19 protein-coding genes are annotated in these 17,781 nt (G+C 55.7%); 10 read left to right on the top strand and 9 right to left on the bottom strand.

Annotation, left to right across the window (positions count from 1 at the left end; translation table 11 throughout):
- Positions 1-32: 32 nt before the first annotated feature.
- Complete coding sequence (gene argS / locus AB2B48_RS08830; RefSeq protein WP_368301554.1) at positions 33-1,766, bottom strand: arginine--tRNA ligase; 1,734 nt, start codon at positions 1,764-1,766, stop codon at positions 33-35.
- Between the two features lie 231 nt (positions 1,767-1,997).
- Here argS and AB2B48_RS08825 point away from each other — a divergent pair, with 231 nt between their 5' ends.
- Positions 1,998-2,564: a VOC family protein gene (locus AB2B48_RS08825; protein WP_220439261.1), complete on the top strand. Its 567-nt coding sequence runs from the start codon at positions 1,998-2,000 to the stop codon at positions 2,562-2,564.
- A gap of 86 nt (positions 2,565-2,650) precedes the next feature.
- Positions 2,651-3,391, top strand: coding sequence for a copper homeostasis protein CutC (cutC, locus tag AB2B48_RS08820; protein WP_368301553.1), 741 nt, complete (start codon positions 2,651-2,653; stop codon positions 3,389-3,391).
- 239 nt (positions 3,392-3,630) lie between these two features.
- On the opposite strand, the gene cmoB is transcribed toward cutC, so the two are convergent.
- Genes cmoB through AB2B48_RS08795 form a run of 5 tightly spaced genes read right to left on the bottom strand, consistent with a single transcriptional unit; the run spans position 3,631 to position 7,207 of the window.
- Entirely contained in the window at positions 3,631-4,599 is a 969-nt protein-coding gene (gene cmoB, locus AB2B48_RS08815) for a tRNA 5-methoxyuridine(34)/uridine 5-oxyacetic acid(34) synthase CmoB (protein ID WP_185667567.1), read from the bottom strand.
- Positions 4,596-5,339, bottom strand: coding sequence for a carboxy-S-adenosyl-L-methionine synthase CmoA (gene cmoA, locus AB2B48_RS08810; protein ID WP_185667568.1), 744 nt, complete (start codon positions 5,337-5,339; stop codon positions 4,596-4,598). The genes cmoB and cmoA overlap by 4 nt, the downstream gene beginning before the upstream one ends.
- 39 nt (positions 5,340-5,378) lie before the next feature.
- On the bottom strand, positions 5,379-5,774 hold the full coding sequence (locus AB2B48_RS08805; RefSeq protein ID WP_185667569.1) for an MAPEG family protein: 396 nt from the start codon (positions 5,772-5,774) through the stop codon (positions 5,379-5,381).
- Positions 5,775-5,825: 51 nt separating this feature from the next.
- Entirely contained in the window at positions 5,826-6,644 is an 819-nt protein-coding gene (locus AB2B48_RS08800) for a DUF72 domain-containing protein (protein WP_368301552.1), read from the bottom strand.
- On the bottom strand, positions 6,641-7,207 hold the full coding sequence (locus AB2B48_RS08795; RefSeq protein ID WP_220438788.1) for a hydrolase: 567 nt from the start codon (positions 7,205-7,207) through the stop codon (positions 6,641-6,643). Before AB2B48_RS08795 ends, AB2B48_RS08800 begins: the two co-directional genes overlap by 4 nt.
- Positions 7,208-7,599: 392 nt before the next feature.
- Here AB2B48_RS08795 and aspS point away from each other — a divergent pair, with 392 nt between their 5' ends.
- Genes aspS through ruvC form a run of 4 tightly spaced genes read left to right on the top strand, consistent with a single transcriptional unit; the run spans position 7,600 to position 11,160 of the window.
- On the top strand, positions 7,600-9,387 hold the full coding sequence (gene aspS, locus AB2B48_RS08790; protein ID WP_368301551.1) for an aspartate--tRNA ligase: 1,788 nt from the start codon (positions 7,600-7,602) through the stop codon (positions 9,385-9,387).
- Between the two features lies 1 nt (position 9,388).
- The gene (nudB, locus tag AB2B48_RS08785; RefSeq protein ID WP_185667573.1) at positions 9,389-9,832 is read left to right on the top strand and encodes a dihydroneopterin triphosphate diphosphatase; all 444 of its coding nucleotides are present in this window, start codon (positions 9,389-9,391) and stop codon (positions 9,830-9,832) included.
- 28 nt (positions 9,833-9,860) lie between these two features.
- On the top strand, positions 9,861-10,604 hold the full coding sequence (locus AB2B48_RS08780; RefSeq protein ID WP_185667574.1) for a YebC/PmpR family DNA-binding transcriptional regulator: 744 nt from the start codon (positions 9,861-9,863) through the stop codon (positions 10,602-10,604).
- Positions 10,605-10,638: 34 nt separating this feature from the next.
- Positions 10,639-11,160, top strand: a complete 522-nt coding sequence (ruvC, locus tag AB2B48_RS08775) for a crossover junction endodeoxyribonuclease RuvC (RefSeq protein ID WP_185667575.1) — start codon at positions 10,639-10,641, stop codon at positions 11,158-11,160.
- A 25-nt stretch (positions 11,161-11,185) separates the two neighbouring features.
- Here ruvC and AB2B48_RS08770 read toward each other — a convergent pair whose 3' ends face one another.
- The gene (locus tag AB2B48_RS08770; RefSeq protein ID WP_368301550.1) at positions 11,186-11,764 is read right to left on the bottom strand and encodes a YebB family permuted papain-like enzyme; all 579 of its coding nucleotides are present in this window, start codon (positions 11,762-11,764) and stop codon (positions 11,186-11,188) included.
- A 320-nt stretch (positions 11,765-12,084) separates the two neighbouring features.
- On the opposite strand from AB2B48_RS08770, the gene ruvA reads away from it, so the two are divergent.
- Positions 12,085-12,696: a Holliday junction branch migration protein RuvA gene (gene ruvA, locus AB2B48_RS08765; RefSeq protein WP_035891707.1), complete on the top strand. Its 612-nt coding sequence runs from the start codon at positions 12,085-12,087 to the stop codon at positions 12,694-12,696.
- A gap of 8 nt (positions 12,697-12,704) precedes the next feature.
- Positions 12,705-13,715 carry a Holliday junction branch migration DNA helicase RuvB gene (gene ruvB, locus AB2B48_RS08760; RefSeq protein ID WP_185667577.1) on the top strand — a complete coding sequence of 337 codons (1,011 nt, stop codon included), beginning with the start codon at positions 12,705-12,707 and terminating at the stop codon, positions 13,713-13,715.
- Positions 13,716-13,797: 82 nt separating this feature from the next.
- Here the strand turns inward: ruvB and znuB are convergent, their stop codons facing one another.
- Together znuB and znuC are read right to left on the bottom strand one after the other, a co-directional pair.
- Positions 13,798-14,583 carry a zinc ABC transporter permease subunit ZnuB gene (gene znuB / locus AB2B48_RS08755; RefSeq protein WP_185667578.1) on the bottom strand — a complete coding sequence of 262 codons (786 nt, stop codon included), beginning with the start codon at positions 14,581-14,583 and terminating at the stop codon, positions 13,798-13,800.
- Positions 14,580-15,335, bottom strand: coding sequence for a zinc ABC transporter ATP-binding protein ZnuC (gene znuC / locus AB2B48_RS08750; RefSeq protein WP_185667579.1), 756 nt, complete (start codon positions 15,333-15,335; stop codon positions 14,580-14,582). The genes znuB and znuC overlap by 4 nt, the downstream gene beginning before the upstream one ends.
- A 77-nt stretch (positions 15,336-15,412) precedes the next feature.
- Here znuC and znuA point away from each other — a divergent pair, with 77 nt between their 5' ends.
- Together znuA and mepM are read left to right on the top strand one after the other, a co-directional pair.
- The gene (znuA, locus tag AB2B48_RS08745) at positions 15,413-16,372 is read left to right on the top strand and encodes a zinc ABC transporter substrate-binding protein ZnuA (protein ID WP_185667580.1); all 960 of its coding nucleotides are present in this window, start codon (positions 15,413-15,415) and stop codon (positions 16,370-16,372) included.
- Between the two features lie 12 nt (positions 16,373-16,384).
- On the top strand, positions 16,385-17,707 hold the full coding sequence (mepM, locus tag AB2B48_RS08740; protein WP_035891697.1) for a murein DD-endopeptidase MepM: 1,323 nt from the start codon (positions 16,385-16,387) through the stop codon (positions 17,705-17,707).
- The last annotated feature ends 74 nt before the right edge of the window (positions 17,708-17,781 follow it).

Below are 17,781 nucleotides of genomic sequence, written 5' to 3'. Positions count from 1 at the left end.
CATGCGCGGGCTTTTCACATCACTCGAGATGATTACATACGTTCTACGGTTTCGATACCCAGGGTATCCAGACCCAGCTTCAGGGTTTTCGCCGTCAGCAGCGCCAGTTTCAGACGGCTATTACGCACGCTTTCGTTCTCGGCGGAGAGGATAGGGCAGTGCTCGTAGAAGCCGGAGAACAGACCTGCCAGATCGTACAGGTAAGCACACATCACGTGCGGGGTACCGTCGCGAGCGACGACGTTTAGCGTCTCTTCGAACTGCAGCAGACGCGCCGCCAGCTGTGCTTCACGGTCTTCAGTGATGGTCACTGCGGCATTGATGATCGCGCTCTCTTCCAGCTCCGCTTTACGGAACACGGACAGCACGCGGGTATAAGCGTATTGCATATACGGCGCGGTGTTGCCTTCGAAGGCCAGCATGTTGTCCCAGTCGAATACGTAGTCGGTGGTACGGTTTTTGGACAGATCCGCATATTTCACCGCGCCGATACCGACGACGTTGGCCAGTTTTTCCAGCTCATCTGCTGGCATATCCGGGTTCTTCTCTGCCACCAGGCGACGTGCGCGCTCCAGCGCTTCGTCCAGCAGATCCGCCAGCTTGACGGTACCGCCAGCACGGGTTTTGAACGGCTTGCCGTCTTTACCCAGCATCATGCCGAACATGTGGTGCTCCAGCGGTACGGAATCCGGCACGTAACCGGCTTTACGTACGATGGTCCACGCCTGCATCAGGTGCTGGTGCTGGCGGGAGTCGATGTAGTACAGCACGCGGTCGGCATGCAGGGTTTCGTAACGATATTTCGCACAGGCGATATCGGTGGTGGTGTACAGGTAGCCGCCATCCTTTTTCTGGATGATGACGCCCATAGGTTCACCTTCTTTGTTCTTGAACTCGTCCAGGAACACCACGGTTGCGCCTTCGCTCTCCACCGCCAGACCTTTTGCTTTCAGGTCCGCGACGATACCCGGCAGCATTGGGTTGTACAGGCTTTCACCCATCACGTCATCACGGGTCAGGGTGACGTTCAGGCGATCGTAGGTCAGCTGGTTCTGAGTCATGGTGATGTCGACCAGCTGACGCCACATTTTACGGAAGTATTCGTCGCCGCCCTGCAGCTTCACGACGTAACTACGTGCGCGCTCGGCGAAGGCTTCATCTTCGTCGTAATGTTTTTTCGCTTCGCGGTAGAAACCTTCGAGGTCGGCCAGCGCCATCTCACCGGCGTTTTCCTGCTGCTGCTTTTCCAGATACGCAATCAGCATACCGAACTGGGTGCCCCAGTCGCCGACGTGGTTCGCGCGGATCACTTTATGGCCCATCAGCTCCAGCGTTCGGACGGCAGCGTCACCAATGATGGTGGAGCGCAGGTGGCCGACGTGCATCTCTTTTGCCACGTTTGGCGCGGAGTAGTCCACCACGATAGTCTGTTTTTCTGGCTGGGTGATGCCCAGACGATCGCTTTTCAGCGCCTGGCTTACGTGCTCGGCCAGGAAGGATGGGTCGAGGAAGATGTTGATAAAGCCTGGCCCGGCGATCTCGACTTTATTGGCAATGCCGTTCAGATCGAGATGAGACAGTACCTGCTCTGCCAGTTGTCGCGGTGCCATGCCCAGTTTTTTGGCCACTGCCATCATGCCGTTAGCCTGATAGTCGCCGAACTGTACTTTTGCTGACTGACGAACCTGCGGTTCGCAATCGACAGGCGCGCCTGCCGCAATCATGGCCTGACTGACTTTTTCTGAGAGAAGAGCCTGAATATTCACCGGAATACCTTACGTTTTAGACGCTGCAACCTGCACGGCCCAGCGCCGGGTGTGGATAAATTAAGGCGGGAGTATACTGCATTTGCCTGATGCCGTCAGCATCGGGCCGCCCTCTGCCATAGTGAAAAAACGCTGCCTGAGCAGGGATTAATCGCTCATCTCGCCGAACGGTTGGTTCGGGGCCCACAACAGGGTAGATTAGCCTTTTCATGGAATAAGAGTAGGGCTGAAATGGCAAACTGGCAGACTATCGCGGAACTGCAGGATATCGCTGCGGATCTTCCGCGCTTCACCGACGCACTGGCGGCGCTTTCCCAACGGCTGGGGCTCGATATCGCGCCGCTCAACGCCGACCATATCTCGTTGCGCTGCCACCAGAACACCACCGCCGAACGGTGGCGTCGCGGCTTCGAGCAGTGCGGTACGCTGCTGTCGGAAAATATCATCAACGGTCGACCGATTTGTCTGTTTAAGCTTGAGGAGCCGGTTTGCGTGGCCCACTGGCAGTTTACGGTGGTTGAGCTGCCGTGGCCGGGAGAGAAACGCTATCCGCATGAAGGCTGGGAACATATCGAAATCGTTCTGCCGGGCGAGCCGGAAGGGCTGAACGCCCGCGCGCTGGCGCTGCTGTCTGATGACGGGCTGAGCCAGCCGGGTATTTCGGTCAAAACCAGTTCACCAAAAGGCGAACGCGAGCGTCTACCGAACCCGACGATGGCGGTTACCGATGGTAAGGTGACGGTGAAGTTTCATCCATGGACGATTGAGGAAATTGTTGCCAGTGAGCAGGCAATGTAACCAGCCAGTGTAACTATGTGAACTAACGCCGGGTCTGCAGGCGGGAACGGTGGCATGATCTTTCGCTGAATCAAACGGAGAGAAATATGGCATTGCTGGAAATCTGCTGTTACAGCACGGAATGCGCGGTTATCGCGCAGCAGAATGGGGCGGATCGTATTGAACTGTGTGCGGCGCCGCTCGAGGGCGGGCTGACACCGTCATACGGTGTGCTGAAAGCCACGCGTCATCGGGTGACGATTCCCGTCCACCCGATTATCCGGCCTCGAGGCGGTGATTTCTGTTATACCGACGGCGAGTTTGCCACCATGCTGGAAGATGTGCGTCAGATTCGTTCGCTGGGCTATCCCGGCTTTGTGATTGGCGTGCTGAATCCCGAAGGGCAGGTGGATATTCCCCGCATGCGTCAGATTATGGTGGCGGCAGGCCCGCTGGCGGTGACCTTCCATCGCGCCTTTGATATGTGCGCGAATCCTCAGCAGGCTATTGAACAGCTTGCGGAATTAGGGGTTGCCAGGGTTCTCACCTCCGGCCAGCAGTCGTCGGCGGAAAAAGGTATTTTATTAATTCGGGAACTTATTGGTAGGAGTGATACTCCAACCATTATGGCAGGTGCAGGTGTAAGAGCGAGCAACCTTTCTCTCTTCCTCGAAGCCGGTGTCAAAGAAGTGCACAGTTCAGCCGGGCAATGGGTGCCCTCCGAAATGCGTTACCGCAACCCCGGATTATCAATGTCAACGGATCCTGAAGCTGATGAGTATTCTCGCTATACCGTCGATGGCGCGGCGGTAGCGGCAATGAGAGAAATCATTGAGCGCCACGTGTAGCTAAAAGTTTTTTACCGCGTGTCATATTCGCCCAATATGATGCTTGCTTGTACCAGGCCCCTGCCCATTAAACAGGGGCCTTTTTTTCGCCGTTATATTTCGCCCTGCCACTGCGTTGGCTTTCCTCGCTCGCCTTGTTGCAGAGCGAAATATTTAGGCGAATCGCCGTCATATTTCACCGCGTTGGGTACGAACCTGTAGCCCGGCCAAGCGCAGCGCCGCCGGGAAGGGCACAACCGCTACGGTTTACGCGCAATCAACACCGCGCGCAGCGGTGCCGGATAACCTTCAACCGTTTTGCTCGGATCGTTTGGATCGAGGAAGTCGGCCAGCGACTCGGTGATCATCCACTCGGTGCGACGCTGTTCCTCGGTGGAAGTCACGCTCATATCGGCAATGCGCACGTCAACGAAACCGCACTTCTCCATCCAGTTTTTCAGCGCCAGCGCCGACGGAATAAAGTAGACGTTACGCATCTGCGCATAGCGGTCGCCCGGCACCAGCACCGTGTTCTCATCGCCTTCAACCACCAGCGTTTCCAGTACCAGTTCACCATCGCTGACCAACTGATCTTTCAGCTGCCAGATATGCTCAAGCGGTGAACGGCGGTGGTACAGTACGCCCATAGAGAAAACGGTATCAAACGCCTTCAGCGCCGGAAGCTGCTCAATGCCCAGCGGCAGCAGATGTGCGCGCTGATCGTTGCCCAGCAGTTTACGCACTGCTTCAAACTGGCACAGGAACAGATGGGTTGGGTCGATACCGACCGCCATGTGCGCACCTGCACCAATCATGCGCCACAGGTGATAGCCGCTACCGCAGCCCACGTCGAGAATGGTACGCCCGCTCAGGTCCGAAAGGTGCGGCAACACGCGCTCCCATTTCCAGTCAGAGCGCCATTCGGTATCGATGTTCACGCCGTACAGCGAAAACGGCCCTTTACGCCACGGCATCAGGTTACGCAACAGGGTATCGATGCGTTTAACCTGGCCTTCGCTCAGCGGCGTTTCACTTTCAGCGGTAACGCTGTGTAGCAGGTCGAGCTTCCACGGCTGAATTTCCGGCAGAAATTCAACGGCGTTGGACCACTGCTTAAACAGGCCGTGCTGATCGCGCTGCCAGGCGCCAATCTGCGCGGGCAGCGTTTCCAGCCAGTGGGACAGCGGGCTTTTTGCGATTTGCTGATAAAAATTGCCAAACTCGATCATGCCGGGGTTCCCGCCTTCAGTGCCACCAGAGAGCCAAAGTTAAAGCACTGGAACCACAGCTCGCTATGCTCAAAACCGGCCTGACTCAGGCGGGCTTTGTGGACTTCAACCGAGTCGGTCAACATCACGTTTTCCAGCATGCTGCGCTTCTGGCTGATTTCCAGTTCGCTGTAGCCGTTGGCGCGCTTAAAGTCGTGGTGCATGTTGAACAGCAACTCGCCGACGGTCGCATCTTCGAAGCTGAACTTCTCTGACAGCACCAGCGCGCCGCCAGGGTTCAGCCCCTGATAAATTTTGTTGAGTAATGCCTGGCGTTCTGCGGGCTCAAGGAACTGGACCGTAAAGTTCAGCACCACCATCGAGGCGTTATGAATCTCGATATCGCGAATATCGCCCTCAATGACATCCACCGGGGTCGGCGCTTTGTAGGCGTCGATATGGCGACGGCAGCGTTCAATCATCGCCGGAGAATTATCAACGGCGATAATGCGACAGTTGTCGTGGGCAATGTTACGGCGAATGGAAAGGGTGGCGGCACCCAGTGAACAGCCAAGGTCGTAAACCTGGGTACCCGGCTGCACAAAGCGCTCGGCCAGCATGCCGATCATGGAAATGATATTCGAGTAGCCAGGCACGGAGCGCTGGATCATATCCGGGAAAACTTCGGCTACCCGTTCATCGAAGGTCCAATCGCCGAGGCGGGCAATCGGTGCAGAAAAAAGCGTATCGCGGTCAGACATTAGGTTAAATCCGGAAAAATAAAAACGGCGTATTGTGCGCTAACGCAGCGAGAAAACCAACTCCCACGGCATATACCACAGGTTCACCAGCACCATTAGCAACAGCGAAAGATAGGTGGCGATCATGCCTGAACGTCGCCAGCGGAACAGCCGATGGTGAAAACCGTAGTAGTGCATCAACCGCCCAGCGAGCAGCATCAGGCCGCAGAGGTGCACCATCCAGGTCTCTGCGCCGTTCATTTCCATAAACAGCAGCAGGGCGACGCCAATCGGAATATATTCCACCGCATTGCCATGAATGCGAATGGCGCTTTGCAGCTCGCTAAAGCCGCCGTCACCGTAGGCGACGCGATAAAGTCGGCGCAGGCGTACGACGTCGAAGGAAAATTTTATCAGCAACAACGCCGCGAGTACGGCGTACAGCGCGCTAACCATACAAACTCCCTTTATGTTGGCAGAGGCTACTCATTATCATAGGTATGAATGTCAAAAAAGAGAAGATTGTTGTGGAATCGACGGTGCGGAACCCAGTTCGGGAAGGACGGAATGCAGTGCATCCCACAGAGAATGCACCAGCTCAGGCGCCTGGGCGATATCCGGGGTGTGCAAAAACAGATAAGGCGTGGTGGTGTGCTGCCACTGCGCCAGTTTCTTCAGCCACGGCGCAAACATGGCCTGATTCTGCGCCATATCATCGCTGCCGATAAATCTCACCATGGGCTGTTCAGCGGTCACCACCGCATGCACCGGTACTTTCGGCTTTTTGCGCTGGGCTTCTCGTACCGCTTCGTTGTGAGGTTTAGCTGCATGTACCGGCCGGCTATCGAGGATCACGCGATTTACGCCGCGCTCGTGCAGGCCACGGTTAAGCAGCCGCTCGCTGTCGCTCTTATCGAAAAACTGCGGGTGACGCACTTCAACGCCGTAGTGAAAAACGTTCGGTAACCCATCGAGGAAAGCCCACAGCGCGGGAAGATCTCGAGGGCCAAAGGTGGCCGGAAGCTGAAGCCAGTACTGCCCAATTCGCCCAGCAAGCGGCGCCATCCGCTGGAAAAACTCAAGGGTCAGATCGTCGCAATGACGCAGGGCGGCCTGGTGCGAAATGGTGGCCGGGAATTTAAAGCAGAAACGGAAATTATCATCGGTCTGCGCCAGCCAGCGGTCGACAATGTCGGCCTTCGGCAGGGCGTAGAGCGTGGTGTTGCCCTCCACACAGTTAAAGTGGCGGGCATACTCTTCAAGGCTGGTAATACCAAGGCGCACCCATTTCGGGTGCGACCATTGGGGAAGCCCAAGATAAATCATAGCGCCGCGAGGATCTCGTCGGTGCTGCGTACGCGCGCAATACGCGGGAAGATATACGAAAGGCTGCTCTGATGCTGATCGTTGTTGAACGCGCTGCAGGCATCTTCGGCGATAACCAGGTTAAAGCCCAGTTCCCACGCGTTCCGCGCGGTAGACTCCACGCCGATGTTGGTAGAAATACCGCACAGGATAATGGTGTCGATGCCGCGACGACGCAGTTGCACTTCAAGATCGGTGCCGTAAAACGCGCCCCACTGACGCTTGGTCACTTCAATATCGCTGTCCTGTTTGCCGAGCTCAGCCGGGTAGGTCCACCAGTTTTCCGGCAGCGCTTTGGCCGGTGCAGGTGCATCCACCGGCTGCTTCAGCGCGTCGGCAAAATCTGCTGACCAACCTACGCGAACCAACACGACGGGTGCGGATGCCGCACGGCACTTGTCGGCGAGACGGGCGGCACGGGCGACCACGTCGGTAGCGGTGTGCGGGCCGCCGGCAAACGGCAGAATGCCTTCCTGCAGGTCAATCACCACAAGGGCGGTTTTTTTGGCGTCTAAATTCAGCATGGTGGTTCCTCTGTAAACGGGCTGTCGGGGGCATACCTTACAATCGACGCCTGGTGAATGAACGGATAATTATTGTTAATTTTTGTGAGTGTAGGCAATAAGCGTTCAGCAAACAGTCGTATATACCCGTCATACTTCAAGCTGCAGGTGCGTTGGCTGCGCTCGCTCACCCCAGTCACGTACTTATGTACGCTCCTGGGGATTTGCTCCCTTGCCGCCTTCCTGCAACTCGAAGTATTTAGGGTATAAGCTGCTCCGGGCTTATCGCGAGCGAGAATTTCCAGTATAATAGCCCCCTTTTTTCATCTAGTAGTGACATTCAGCTAAAGCTGCGACAGTAACGCCTGCATGACAGGCGACAATCCGCCGACGGCTAAGTTAAGGGATATCTCATGCGTACAGAATATTGCGGACAGCTTCGACAGTCCCACGTTGGGCAGCAGGTGACTCTGTGTGGTTGGGTCAACCGCCGTCGTGATCTCGGTAGCCTCATTTTTATCGACATGCGCGACCGTGAAGGCATCGTACAGGTGTTCTTCGATCCGGACCGTGCGGATGCCTTGAAGTTAGCCTCTGAACTGCGTAATGAGTTCTGCATTCAGGTAACCGGCACCGTTCGTGCGCGTGACGAAAAGAACATCAACGCGGATATGGCAACCGGTGCTATCGAAGTTCTGGCCTCCGATCTGACCATCATCAACCGTTCAGAATCACTGCCGCTGGACTCCAACCACGTCAACACCGAAGAAGCGCGTCTGAAGTACCGCTACCTCGACCTGCGTCGTCCGGAAATGGCTCAGCGCCTGAAAACCCGCGCTAAAATCACCAGCTTCGTGCGTCGCTTTATGGACGATCACGGTTTCCTCGATATCGAAACCCCGATGCTGACCAAAGCGACTCCGGAAGGTGCGCGCGATTACCTGGTACCGTCTCGCGTACATAAAGGTAAGTTCTATGCGCTGCCACAGTCTCCTCAGCTGTTCAAACAGCTGCTGATGATGTCCGGCTTCGACCGCTACTATCAGATCGTTAAATGCTTCCGCGACGAAGACCTGCGCGCTGACCGTCAGCCAGAATTCACCCAGATCGACGTCGAAACCTCCTTCATGACCGCACCGCAGGTGCGTGAAGTGATGGAAGCGCTGGTGCGTCAGCTGTGGCTGGAAATTAAAGGTGTGGATCTGGGCGACTTCCCGATCATGACCTTCGCCGAAGCAGAGCGCCGTTACGGTTCCGACAAACCGGACCTGCGTAACCCAATGGAACTGGTTGACGTTGCTGACCTGCTGAAAGCCGTTGAGTTCGCGGTATTCTCCGGCCCGGCTAACGATCCGAAAGGCCGCGTGGCTGCGCTGCGCGTACCGGGCGGTGCTGCACTGACCCGTAAGCTGATTGACGAATACGGCAACTTTGTGAAGATCTATGGCGCGAAAGGCCTGGCTTACATCAAAGTGACCGAACGTGCGAAAGGCGTGGAAGGTATCACCAGCCCGGTTGCCAAGTTCCTGACCCCAGAAATCATTGAAGCGATCCTTGAGCGCACCGGCGCGCAGGACGGCGACATGATCTTCTTCGGCGCCGACAACAAGAAAGTGGTTGCTGACGCGATGGGCGCACTGCGCCTGAAGCTGGGTAAAGACCTGAGCCTGACCGACGAAAACATGTGGGCGCCGCTGTGGGTTATCGACTTCCCAATGTTTGAAGAAGATGGTGAAGGCGGCCTGACCGCAATGCACCACCCGTTCACCTCGCCGAAAGACATGACTGCCGAAGAGCTGAAAGCGGCGCCGGAAGATGCAGTGGCGAACGCCTACGACATGGTTATCAACGGCTACGAAGTGGGCGGCGGTTCCGTGCGTATTCACCGTGGTGACATGCAGCAGACCGTGTTCGGTATTCTCGGCATCAATGAACAAGAGCAGCGCGAGAAGTTTGGCTTCCTGCTGGACGCGCTGAAGTACGGTACGCCGCCACACGCAGGCCTGGCGTTCGGTCTTGACCGTCTGACCATGCTGCTGACCGGCACCGATAACATCCGCGACGTTATCGCCTTCCCGAAAACCACCGCAGCAGCGTGTCTGATGACCGAAGCACCAAGCTTCGCGAATCCAGCCTCTCTGGGCGAACTGGGTATTCAGGTTGTGGCGAAAGAGCCAAAAGAGTCTGCGGAGAACAAGTAACATGCCATTCAAGCGACCCGTCTCTATTCTGGTGGTGATTTATGCCCAGGACAGCAAACGGGTGCTGATGCTGCAGCGACGCGATGACCCTGATTTCTGGCAGTCGGTAACCGGCAGCGTGGAAGAGGGGGAAACCGCGTCGCAGGCCGCCATGCGTGAAGTAAAGGAAGAGGTCACTATTGATGTTGTGTCTGAGCAACTGACCTTGAAAGACTGTCAACGCACGGTGGAGTTTGAAATTTTTCAACATTTACGCCATCGCTATGCGCCGGGCGTTGTGCGCAATACAGAATCCTGGTTCTGTCTTGCGCTGCCCCACGAGCGGGACGTTGTATTCACCGAGCACCTGACCTACCAGTGGCTCGATGCACCCGCCGCGGCGGCACTCACTAAATCGTGGAGTAACCGGCAGGCGATTGAAGAATTTGTCATTAACGCTGCCTGAAAGGGCATAGTTTTTTGGAGATATTTTTATGGCAGGTCATAGTAAATGGGCCAACACCAGACATCGTAAAGCGGCGCAGGATGCTAAGCGCGGCAAAATCTTCACCAAGATTATTCGTGAACTGGTGACGGCGGCCAAACTGGGCGGCGGCGATCCGGATGCAAACCCGCGTCTGCGTGCTGCGGTAGATAAAGCCCTAGCCAACAACATGACGCGTGACACCCTGAACCGCGCTATCGCGCGTGGCGTCGGCGGTGATGAAGATTCCAACATGGAAACCATCATCTATGAAGGCTACGGTCCTGGCGGCACCGCGGTGATGATTGAATGCCTGTCTGACAACCGTAACCGTACCGTTGCTGAAGTGCGTCACGCCTTCAGCAAAACCGGCGGTAACCTGGGTACCGACGGCTCCGTTTCTTATCTGTTCAGCAAAAAAGGGATTATTTCCTTTGAGCAGGGCGATGAGGACACCATTATGGAAGCGGCGCTGGAAGCCGGTGCTGAAGACGTTGTGACCTTCGACGACGGCGCGATTGACGTGTACACCGCGTGGGAAGAGATGGGTAAAGTGCGTGATGCGCTGGAAGCTGCTGGCCTGAAAGCTGACGCAGCAGAAGTGTCGATGATCCCGTCCACCAAAGCGGACATGGATGCAGAAACCGCACCGAAGCTGATGCGTCTCATCGACATGCTGGAAGACTGTGACGATGTTCAGGAAGTCTACCACAACGGCGAAATCTCTGACGAGGTGGCAGCGACCTTAGAATGAGGTGGCTGTGCCGTAACCTAACAGGAGGTGCGTGATGTCTATTATTCTCGGCATTGACCCGGGGTCGCGCATCACCGGTTATGGTGTCATTCGCCAGGTTGGCCGACAGCTGACCTACCTTGGCAGCGGATGCATCCGCACCAAGGTTGACGATCTTCCGTCGCGCCTGAAGCTGATTTATGCCGGCGTGACGGAAATTATCACCCAGTTCCAGCCGGACTATTTCGCTATCGAGCAGGTCTTTATGGCGAAGAACGCCGACTCGGCGCTAAAGCTCGGGCAGGCGCGCGGAGTGGCCATCGTTGCTGCCACCAATCAGGAACTTCCGGTCTTTGAGTACGCCGCTCGTCAGGTCAAACAGACCGTTGTGGGCATTGGTAGTGCGGAAAAAAGCCAGGTTCAGCATATGGTGCGCACGCTGTTAAAGCTCCCCGCCAACCCCCAGGCAGATGCCGCCGATGCGCTGGCTATTGCCATTACCCACTGCCACGTCAGCCAGAACGCCATGCAAATGAGCGACTCGCGGCTAAACTTAGCGCGTGGGCGATTACGCTAATCTCACGCGCCTTGATCTCTTCGGATTAAGGTGCGTCGCTTCCTTGTTCAGTAATAAGTGCTAAATGGGGGCTCACCCATAGACTCGCTGGCGTTACCGTTTTTCTTTCCCATGGAATCGCGCCTAAAAACCAAAGCTTCCAGAAGGTCAGTTTCGCACCTGGGTTCGCGCACAGCAGTTGCTGAAATGTTTCAATATCACCTACGGAAATATTTAGCGCCTTATTATAAATATCAAAAACAAATTTAGAGCAGAATTGGCGCGTTGAATCATATTTAAATCCGGTATGATAAAATTTATTTAATCGCTGAGGCACCTGCTCAACGATAGCCAATTTTTGTTCAACGCTTAAACCGCCGCGGAGTCGGCGAACCGCATAGCGGTTTCCCGCAGAACGCTGAATAAAGCGTGACAACGTGGTGACGGTAGAAAGCGGCACCCGGCTTTCTGCCACCAGATAGTCTTCGCCGGTGTGGCCGATGATGATACCGACATGATTACTCCAGCATTGAGAGGCCGTGGATATCTGGCCAAACAGGTGCGTTCCGATACAAGTGAAAACAATGTCACCGGTTTCGTATTTTTCAGGGTAATTAATTATCAAGTGATAAATCCTTTTTAATATGAGTCATCCGTGTGGTGTAGTGAATAAATTAATATCACACTCGCTGATTCTCGTCATTCTTATGTATATGGGGAAATGCCGATTAAAATTAAATAAATGGGCATTTTTATTATTGCGTAAACCACTATCATGACGTAGGCCCGCTAACATCCTCCCCGAGGAACGGTGCGGAAACGCGCCGTATAAGCAAGAACATACTGGGATCGGCAACGGGAATTGATCCGTTTCATCTGGATATTTATCCAGCTTTTTTTTATGATAACGCATTACTCTTTTAGCCCTTAACGCAGGAGCGTCACGTGATAGGCAGACTCAGAGGCATCATTCTCGAAAAACAACCCCCGCTGGTTCTTCTGGAGACGGGCGGCGTAGGCTATGAAGTGCATATGCCGATGACCTGTTTTTACGAGCTGCCGGAAGCCGGGCAGGAAGCGATTGTCTTCACCCACTTCGTGGTACGCGAAGACGCGCAGCTGCTTTACGGCTTCAATAACAAGCAGGAACGTACGCTGTTTAAAGAGCTAATTAAGACCAACGGCGTTGGGCCGAAGCTGGCGTTGGCGATCCTCTCGGGTATGTCGGCGCAGCAGTTTGTCAACGCGGTAGAGCGCGAAGAGCTTGGCGCGCTGGTTAAGCTGCCGGGTATCGGCAAGAAAACGGCGGAACGTCTGATTGTCGAAATGAAGGACCGCTTTAAAGGCCTGCATGGCGATCTCTTCACGCCAGCCGCCGATCTGGTGCTTACGTCTCCAGCTGGCCCAAGTGCCGACGACGCCGAGCAGGAAGCAGTTGCTGCGCTGGTGGCGCTGGGCTATAAACCTCAGGAAGCCAGCCGAATGGTGAGTAAAGTTGCCCGTTCGGATGCCAGCAGTGAAACATTGATCCGCGAAGCGCTCCGCGCGGCGCTATGAGGTAGAGGATGATTGAAGCAGACCGCCTGATTTCGTCAGGCAGTAGCATGGCGGAAGAGGTGGCGGATCGCGCCATCCGCCCTAAGTTACTGGCCGAGTATATCGGTCAGCCGCATGTTCGCTCGCAGATGGAGATCTTTATCCAGGCGGCGAAGCTGCGCGGTGACGCGCTTGACCACCTGCTAATCTTCGGCCCTCCGGGACTTGGGAAAACCACGCTGGCGAATATTGTTGCCAACGAAATGGGCGTAAATCTGCGTACCACATCGGGCCCGGTGCTGGAAAAAGCGGGCGATCTCGCGGCGATGCTGACCAACCTCGAACCCCATGACGTGCTGTTTATCGATGAAATTCATCGTCTTTCACCGGTGGTGGAAGAGGTGCTTTATCCGGCAATGGAAGATTACCAGCTCGATATTATGATTGGCGAAGGCCCGGCCGCGCGTTCGATCAAAATTGACCTGCCGCCGTTTACCTTGATTGGCGCCACTACGCGCGCAGGCTCACTGACCTCGCCATTGCGTGACCGTTTCGGCATCGTGCAGCGCCTCGAGTTTTATCAGGTGCCTGATTTGCAGCATATCGTGGGGCGCAGTGCGCGCTTTATGGGGCTGGAGATGAGCGATGATGGGGCGCTGGAAGTGGCTCGTCGCGCGCGCGGCACGCCGCGTATTGCTAACCGACTGCTGCGTCGTGTACGTGACTTTGCGGAAGTGAAACACGACGGTACCATCTCTGCGGATATCGCCGCGCAGGCGCTGGATATGCTCAACGTCGATGCGGAAGGCTTTGACTATATGGACCGCAAGTTACTGCTAGCGGTCATTGATAAATTCTTCGGTGGGCCGGTTGGGTTGGATAACCTGGCGGCGGCAATCGGGGAAGAGCGGGAAACCATTGAAGACGTACTGGAACCTTACCTGATTCAGCAGGGGTTCTTGCAGCGTACGCCACGTGGCCGTATGGCGACGAGCCGTGCGTGGAATCACTTTGGGATTACGCCACCGGAAATGCCTTAACCTTTGAGCCTTCCCGGCGTCGCTTTGCTCGGCCGGGCTACGGTACATTGTAGGCCGGCCGAGCAAAGCGACGCCGGGGAAATCAGACGGCCGCTTTCTTCGACATACTCAGAATAAACAGCAGCGCCGCACACAGCACCACGGATGGCCCCGCCGGCGTGTCATAGAACGCCGAGAAGGTTAATCCGCCGGTGACGGCGATCATTCCAACGCCAACCGCGACGCCCGCCATCTGCTCCGGAGTACGGGCAAAACGACGCGCCGTGGCTGCTGGGATAATCAGCAGTGACGTGATAATCAGCGCACCAACGAACTTCATCGCCACACCAATGGTTAGCGCGGTAACCAGCATCAGCAGCAGCTTCACCCGCTGCAGTTTCACTCCATCGACAAACGCCAGATCCGGGCTAATCGTCATCGACAGTAAATTACGCCACTGCCAGAACAGAATCGCCAGCACCACCACCACGCCCAGCGCGATAGAGATAAGATCCTGTGGCGTAACGGCCAGCAGGTCACCGAACAGATAGGCCATCAGATCGACGCGAATATTCGACATCAGGCTGACCACCACCAGACCCAGCGACAGCGCGCTGTGTGCCATGATGCCAAGCAGGGTATCAACGGCGAGGTGAGGGCGTTTCTCCAGCCACACCAGACCGCCCGCCAGCACCAGCGTCACGGCAATAACCGCATAGAACGGGTTCACATTCAGCAGCAGGCCAAAGGCAACCCCAAGCAATGAGGCGTGAGCCAGCGTGTCGCCAAAGTAGGACATCCGTCGCCAGACCACAAACGAGCCCAGCGGGCCGGCAGCACACGCCAGCATCATTCCGGCAAGCCAGCCGGGAAGTAAAATTTCAATCATGACTGCCCATTTCCCCGACGTAAAACAATACGGCCCTGTAAATCATGGCGATGATTATGCTGATGGCGGTAAATCCCCAGCTGTTCTGCGCCGCGCGGGCCGAACATCGAGATAAACTCAGGATGCATCGACACCACGTCCGGCGTACCCGAGCAGCAAATATGATGATTCAGACACAGCACGTCGTCGGTCTTCGCCATCACCAGATGCAGGTCGTGCGACACCATCAGCACCGCGCAGTCGAGTTCCTGACGCAGTTGGTTAATCAGATCGTAAAGGGCAACCTGACCGTTAACATCCACGCCCTGAGTGGGTTCATCCAGCACCAGCAACTGCGGCTTATTCAGCAGCGCACGCGCCAGCAGCACGCGCTGGGTTTCGCCACCCGAAAGCTTCTGCATGGGGGCATCCTGTAGATGTCCTGCCTGCACGCGTTTGAGCGCCGGAAGAATATCTTCTTTTCGCGTTGCCGGATGCAGGCGTAAAAAACGCTTGACGGTCAGCGGCAAGGTGGCGTCGAGGTGTAACTTTTGCGGCACATAGCCGATGCGCAAATGTTTATCGCGAATGACAACGCCATCGCTAGGTGCTACGAGGCCGAGCACCACGCGTACCAGCGTTGATTTGCCCGCACCGTTCGGACCAAGCAGCGTCAGAATGCGGCCTGGCTTGAGATTCAATGAGATGTCAGAAAGCACCCGGCGTTGGCCGAAAGTGACGGAGACATTTTCCAGTGATACAAGATTCGTCATAGCAATTAGGGGTTGCACAAGATAGTGAATGTTATAATATCACACATCACTTATCCATTTCGATTAATAGACGCATTATGTTACAGAAAAATACGCTTCTTTTCGCAGCTTTATCCGCTGCACTTTGGGGAACGACAGCACAGCATGCTGATGCGGCCGTTGTGGCATCACTCAAGCCGTTAGGCTTTATTGCTTCAGCCATTGCAGACGGTGTAACAGAGACGCAGGTTTTACTGCCTGACGGTGCGTCTGAACATGATTACTCACTGCGCCCATCTGATGCAAAACGCTTACAGAACGCGGACTTAGTCGTATGGATTGGTCCTGAGATGGAAGCATTTATGGACAAGTCATCGCAAAGCATTCCCGACAACAAAAAAGTCACTATCGCCCAGCTTGACGGGGTGAAACCGTTACTCATGAAAGGTGCCGATGACGACGACCATGATGGTGCTGATGGAGACGATCATGACCACGCTCACGGTGAAAAAGGTGACGCGCATCACCATCATGGCGAGTACAACATGCACCTGTGGCTCTCCCCAGAGATAGCGCGGCTGTCGGCGGTTGCAATCCATGACAAATTAGTGGAACTTATGCCCCAGAGTCGAGCCCGGCTCGATGCCAACCTGAAGGATTTTGAGGCCAATCTGGCCGCAACCGATAAGCAGGTGGCGAGCGAGCTGGCACCGGTGAAAGGAAAGGGGTATTTCGTTTTTCATGATGCCTATGGCTATTACGAAAAACACTACGGTTTGACGCCGCTTGGGCACTTCACCGTCAACCCCGAAATTCAACCCGGTGCGCAGCGTTTACATCAAATAAGAACACAGTTGGTTGAGCAAAAAGCGACCTGCGTTTTTGCTGAGCCACAATTCAGGCCCGCTGTCGTTGAATCTGTTGCGCGGGGAACCAGCGTTCGCATGGGAACGCTCGATCCTCTTGGCACGAACATTAAGCTGAGTAAAGAGAGCTATCCAGCGTTTCTTACTCAACTGGCGACCCAGTATGCGAGCTGCCTGAAAGGAGATAAGTAAGGAAGTGAATACGTGCAGCAGATAGCCCGCTCTGTCGCTCTGGCATTTAACAATTTGCCGCGGCCCCACCGCGTTATGCTGGGGTCACTCACCGTTCTCACGTTGGCCGTCGCTGTCTGGCGGCCTTACGTTTACCATCCAACCTCTTCATCCCCCGTCGTCCGTACGATTGAGCTGGAGAAAAAAGAGATTCGTTCGCTTCTGCCAGAGGCCAGCGAACCGATTGACCAATCCGCACAGGAAGACGAAGCCATCCCTCAGGATGAGCTGGACGATAAAGCCGACAACGAAACGGGCGTGCATGAATATGTGGTATCCACGGGCGATACCCTGAGCAGCATCCTCAATCAGTACGGCATCGATATGGGTAACATCAGCCAGCTTGCTTCGGTTGATAAAGACCTGAAAAACATGAAAGTGGGGCAGCAGCTCTCCTGGACGCTGAATGACGACGGTGATTTACAGCGTTTAACCTGGGAGATGTCGCGCCGCGAAACCCGTACCTACGATCGCGTTGCTAACGGTTTCAAAATGAGCAGCGAGCTGCAGAAGGGCGATTGGGTTAATAGCCTTGTCAAAGGCACCGTCGGCGGAAGCTTCGTGACCAGCGCCGTCAACGCCGGTTTAACCAGCGCGGAAGTGAGCGCGGTGATTAAATCGATGCAGTGGCAGATGGACTTCCGTAAGCTGAAAAAAGGCGACGAATTCTCGGTGCTGATGTCGCGCGAAATGCTCAACGGCAAGCGCGAACAGAGCCAACTGCTGGGCGTGCGTTTGCGCTCCGATGGCAAAGACTACTACGCGATCCGCGCGGAAGACGGTAAGTTCTACGACCGCAACGGTACCGGGCTGGCGAAGGGCTTCCTGCGCTTCCCGACTGCGCGTCAGTTCCGCGTATCGTCGAACTTTAACCCGCGTCGTCTGAACCCGGTAACCGGTCGCGTCGCGCCGCACCGTGGTGTGGATTTCGCGATGCCGCAGGGTACACCAGTGCTGGCCGTCGGTGACGGTGAAGTGGTGGTGGCGAAGCGCAGCGGCGCGGCGGGTTATTATGTCGCCGTACGTCATGGTCGCACCTACACCACCCGCTATATGCACCTGCGTAAGCTGCTGGTGAAACCAGGTCAGAAGGTGAAACGCGGTGACCGTATCGCGCTCTCCGGCAACACCGGTCGTTCAACTGGCCCACACCTGCACTATGAAGTATGGATCAACCAGCAGGCGGTGAACCCGCTGACGGCGAAGCTGCCGCGCACCGAAGGGCTGACCGGTTCGGATCGTACCGATTACCTGGCGCAGGTGAAAGAGGTTCTGCCGCAGCTGCGTTTCGATTAATTTCGCCTAAGAAGTATCCGTTCAGAGCCGGTGCCTATACAGCACCGGCTTTTTCTTTTGTGCGAAGCATCCGG

Source organism: Kluyvera sichuanensis (assembly GCF_040930405.1).
Taxonomy (GTDB): Bacteria; Pseudomonadota; Gammaproteobacteria; order Enterobacterales; family Enterobacteriaceae; genus Kluyvera; species Kluyvera sichuanensis.
Note: the sequence above shows the minus strand (reverse complement) of the source record. Positions and strands in the feature narration are given on the sequence as shown.

Coding starts and splice junctions, on each gene's coding strand:
- cmoB (WP_185667567.1), bottom strand. CDS start 4,599: ATGATCGAGTTTGGCAATTTTTATCAGCAAATCGCAAAAAGCCCGCTG.
- ruvB (WP_185667577.1), top strand. CDS start 12,705: ATGATTGAAGCAGACCGCCTGATTTCGTCAGGCAGTAGCATGGCGGAA.
- AB2B48_RS08800 (WP_368301552.1), bottom strand. CDS start 6,644: ATGATTTATCTTGGGCTTCCCCAATGGTCGCACCCGAAATGGGTGCGC.
- AB2B48_RS08825 (WP_220439261.1), top strand. CDS start 1,998: ATGGCAAACTGGCAGACTATCGCGGAACTGCAGGATATCGCTGCGGAT.
- AB2B48_RS08805 (WP_185667569.1), bottom strand. CDS start 5,774: ATGGTTAGCGCGCTGTACGCCGTACTCGCGGCGTTGTTGCTGATAAAA.
- AB2B48_RS08780 (WP_185667574.1), top strand. CDS start 9,861: ATGGCAGGTCATAGTAAATGGGCCAACACCAGACATCGTAAAGCGGCG.
- aspS (WP_368301551.1), top strand. CDS start 7,600: ATGCGTACAGAATATTGCGGACAGCTTCGACAGTCCCACGTTGGGCAG.
- cutC (WP_368301553.1), top strand. CDS start 2,651: ATGGCATTGCTGGAAATCTGCTGTTACAGCACGGAATGCGCGGTTATC.
- znuB (WP_185667578.1), bottom strand. CDS start 14,583: ATGATTGAAATTTTACTTCCCGGCTGGCTTGCCGGAATGATGCTGGCG.
- AB2B48_RS08795 (WP_220438788.1), bottom strand. CDS start 7,207: ATGCTGAATTTAGACGCCAAAAAAACCGCCCTTGTGGTGATTGACCTG.
- znuC (WP_185667579.1), bottom strand. CDS start 15,335: ATGACGAATCTTGTATCACTGGAAAATGTCTCCGTCACTTTCGGCCAA.
- ruvC (WP_185667575.1), top strand. CDS start 10,639: ATGTCTATTATTCTCGGCATTGACCCGGGGTCGCGCATCACCGGTTAT.
- nudB (WP_185667573.1), top strand. CDS start 9,389: ATGCCATTCAAGCGACCCGTCTCTATTCTGGTGGTGATTTATGCCCAG.
- znuA (WP_185667580.1), top strand. CDS start 15,413: ATGTTACAGAAAAATACGCTTCTTTTCGCAGCTTTATCCGCTGCACTT.
- cmoA (WP_185667568.1), bottom strand. CDS start 5,339: ATGTCTGACCGCGATACGCTTTTTTCTGCACCGATTGCCCGCCTCGGC.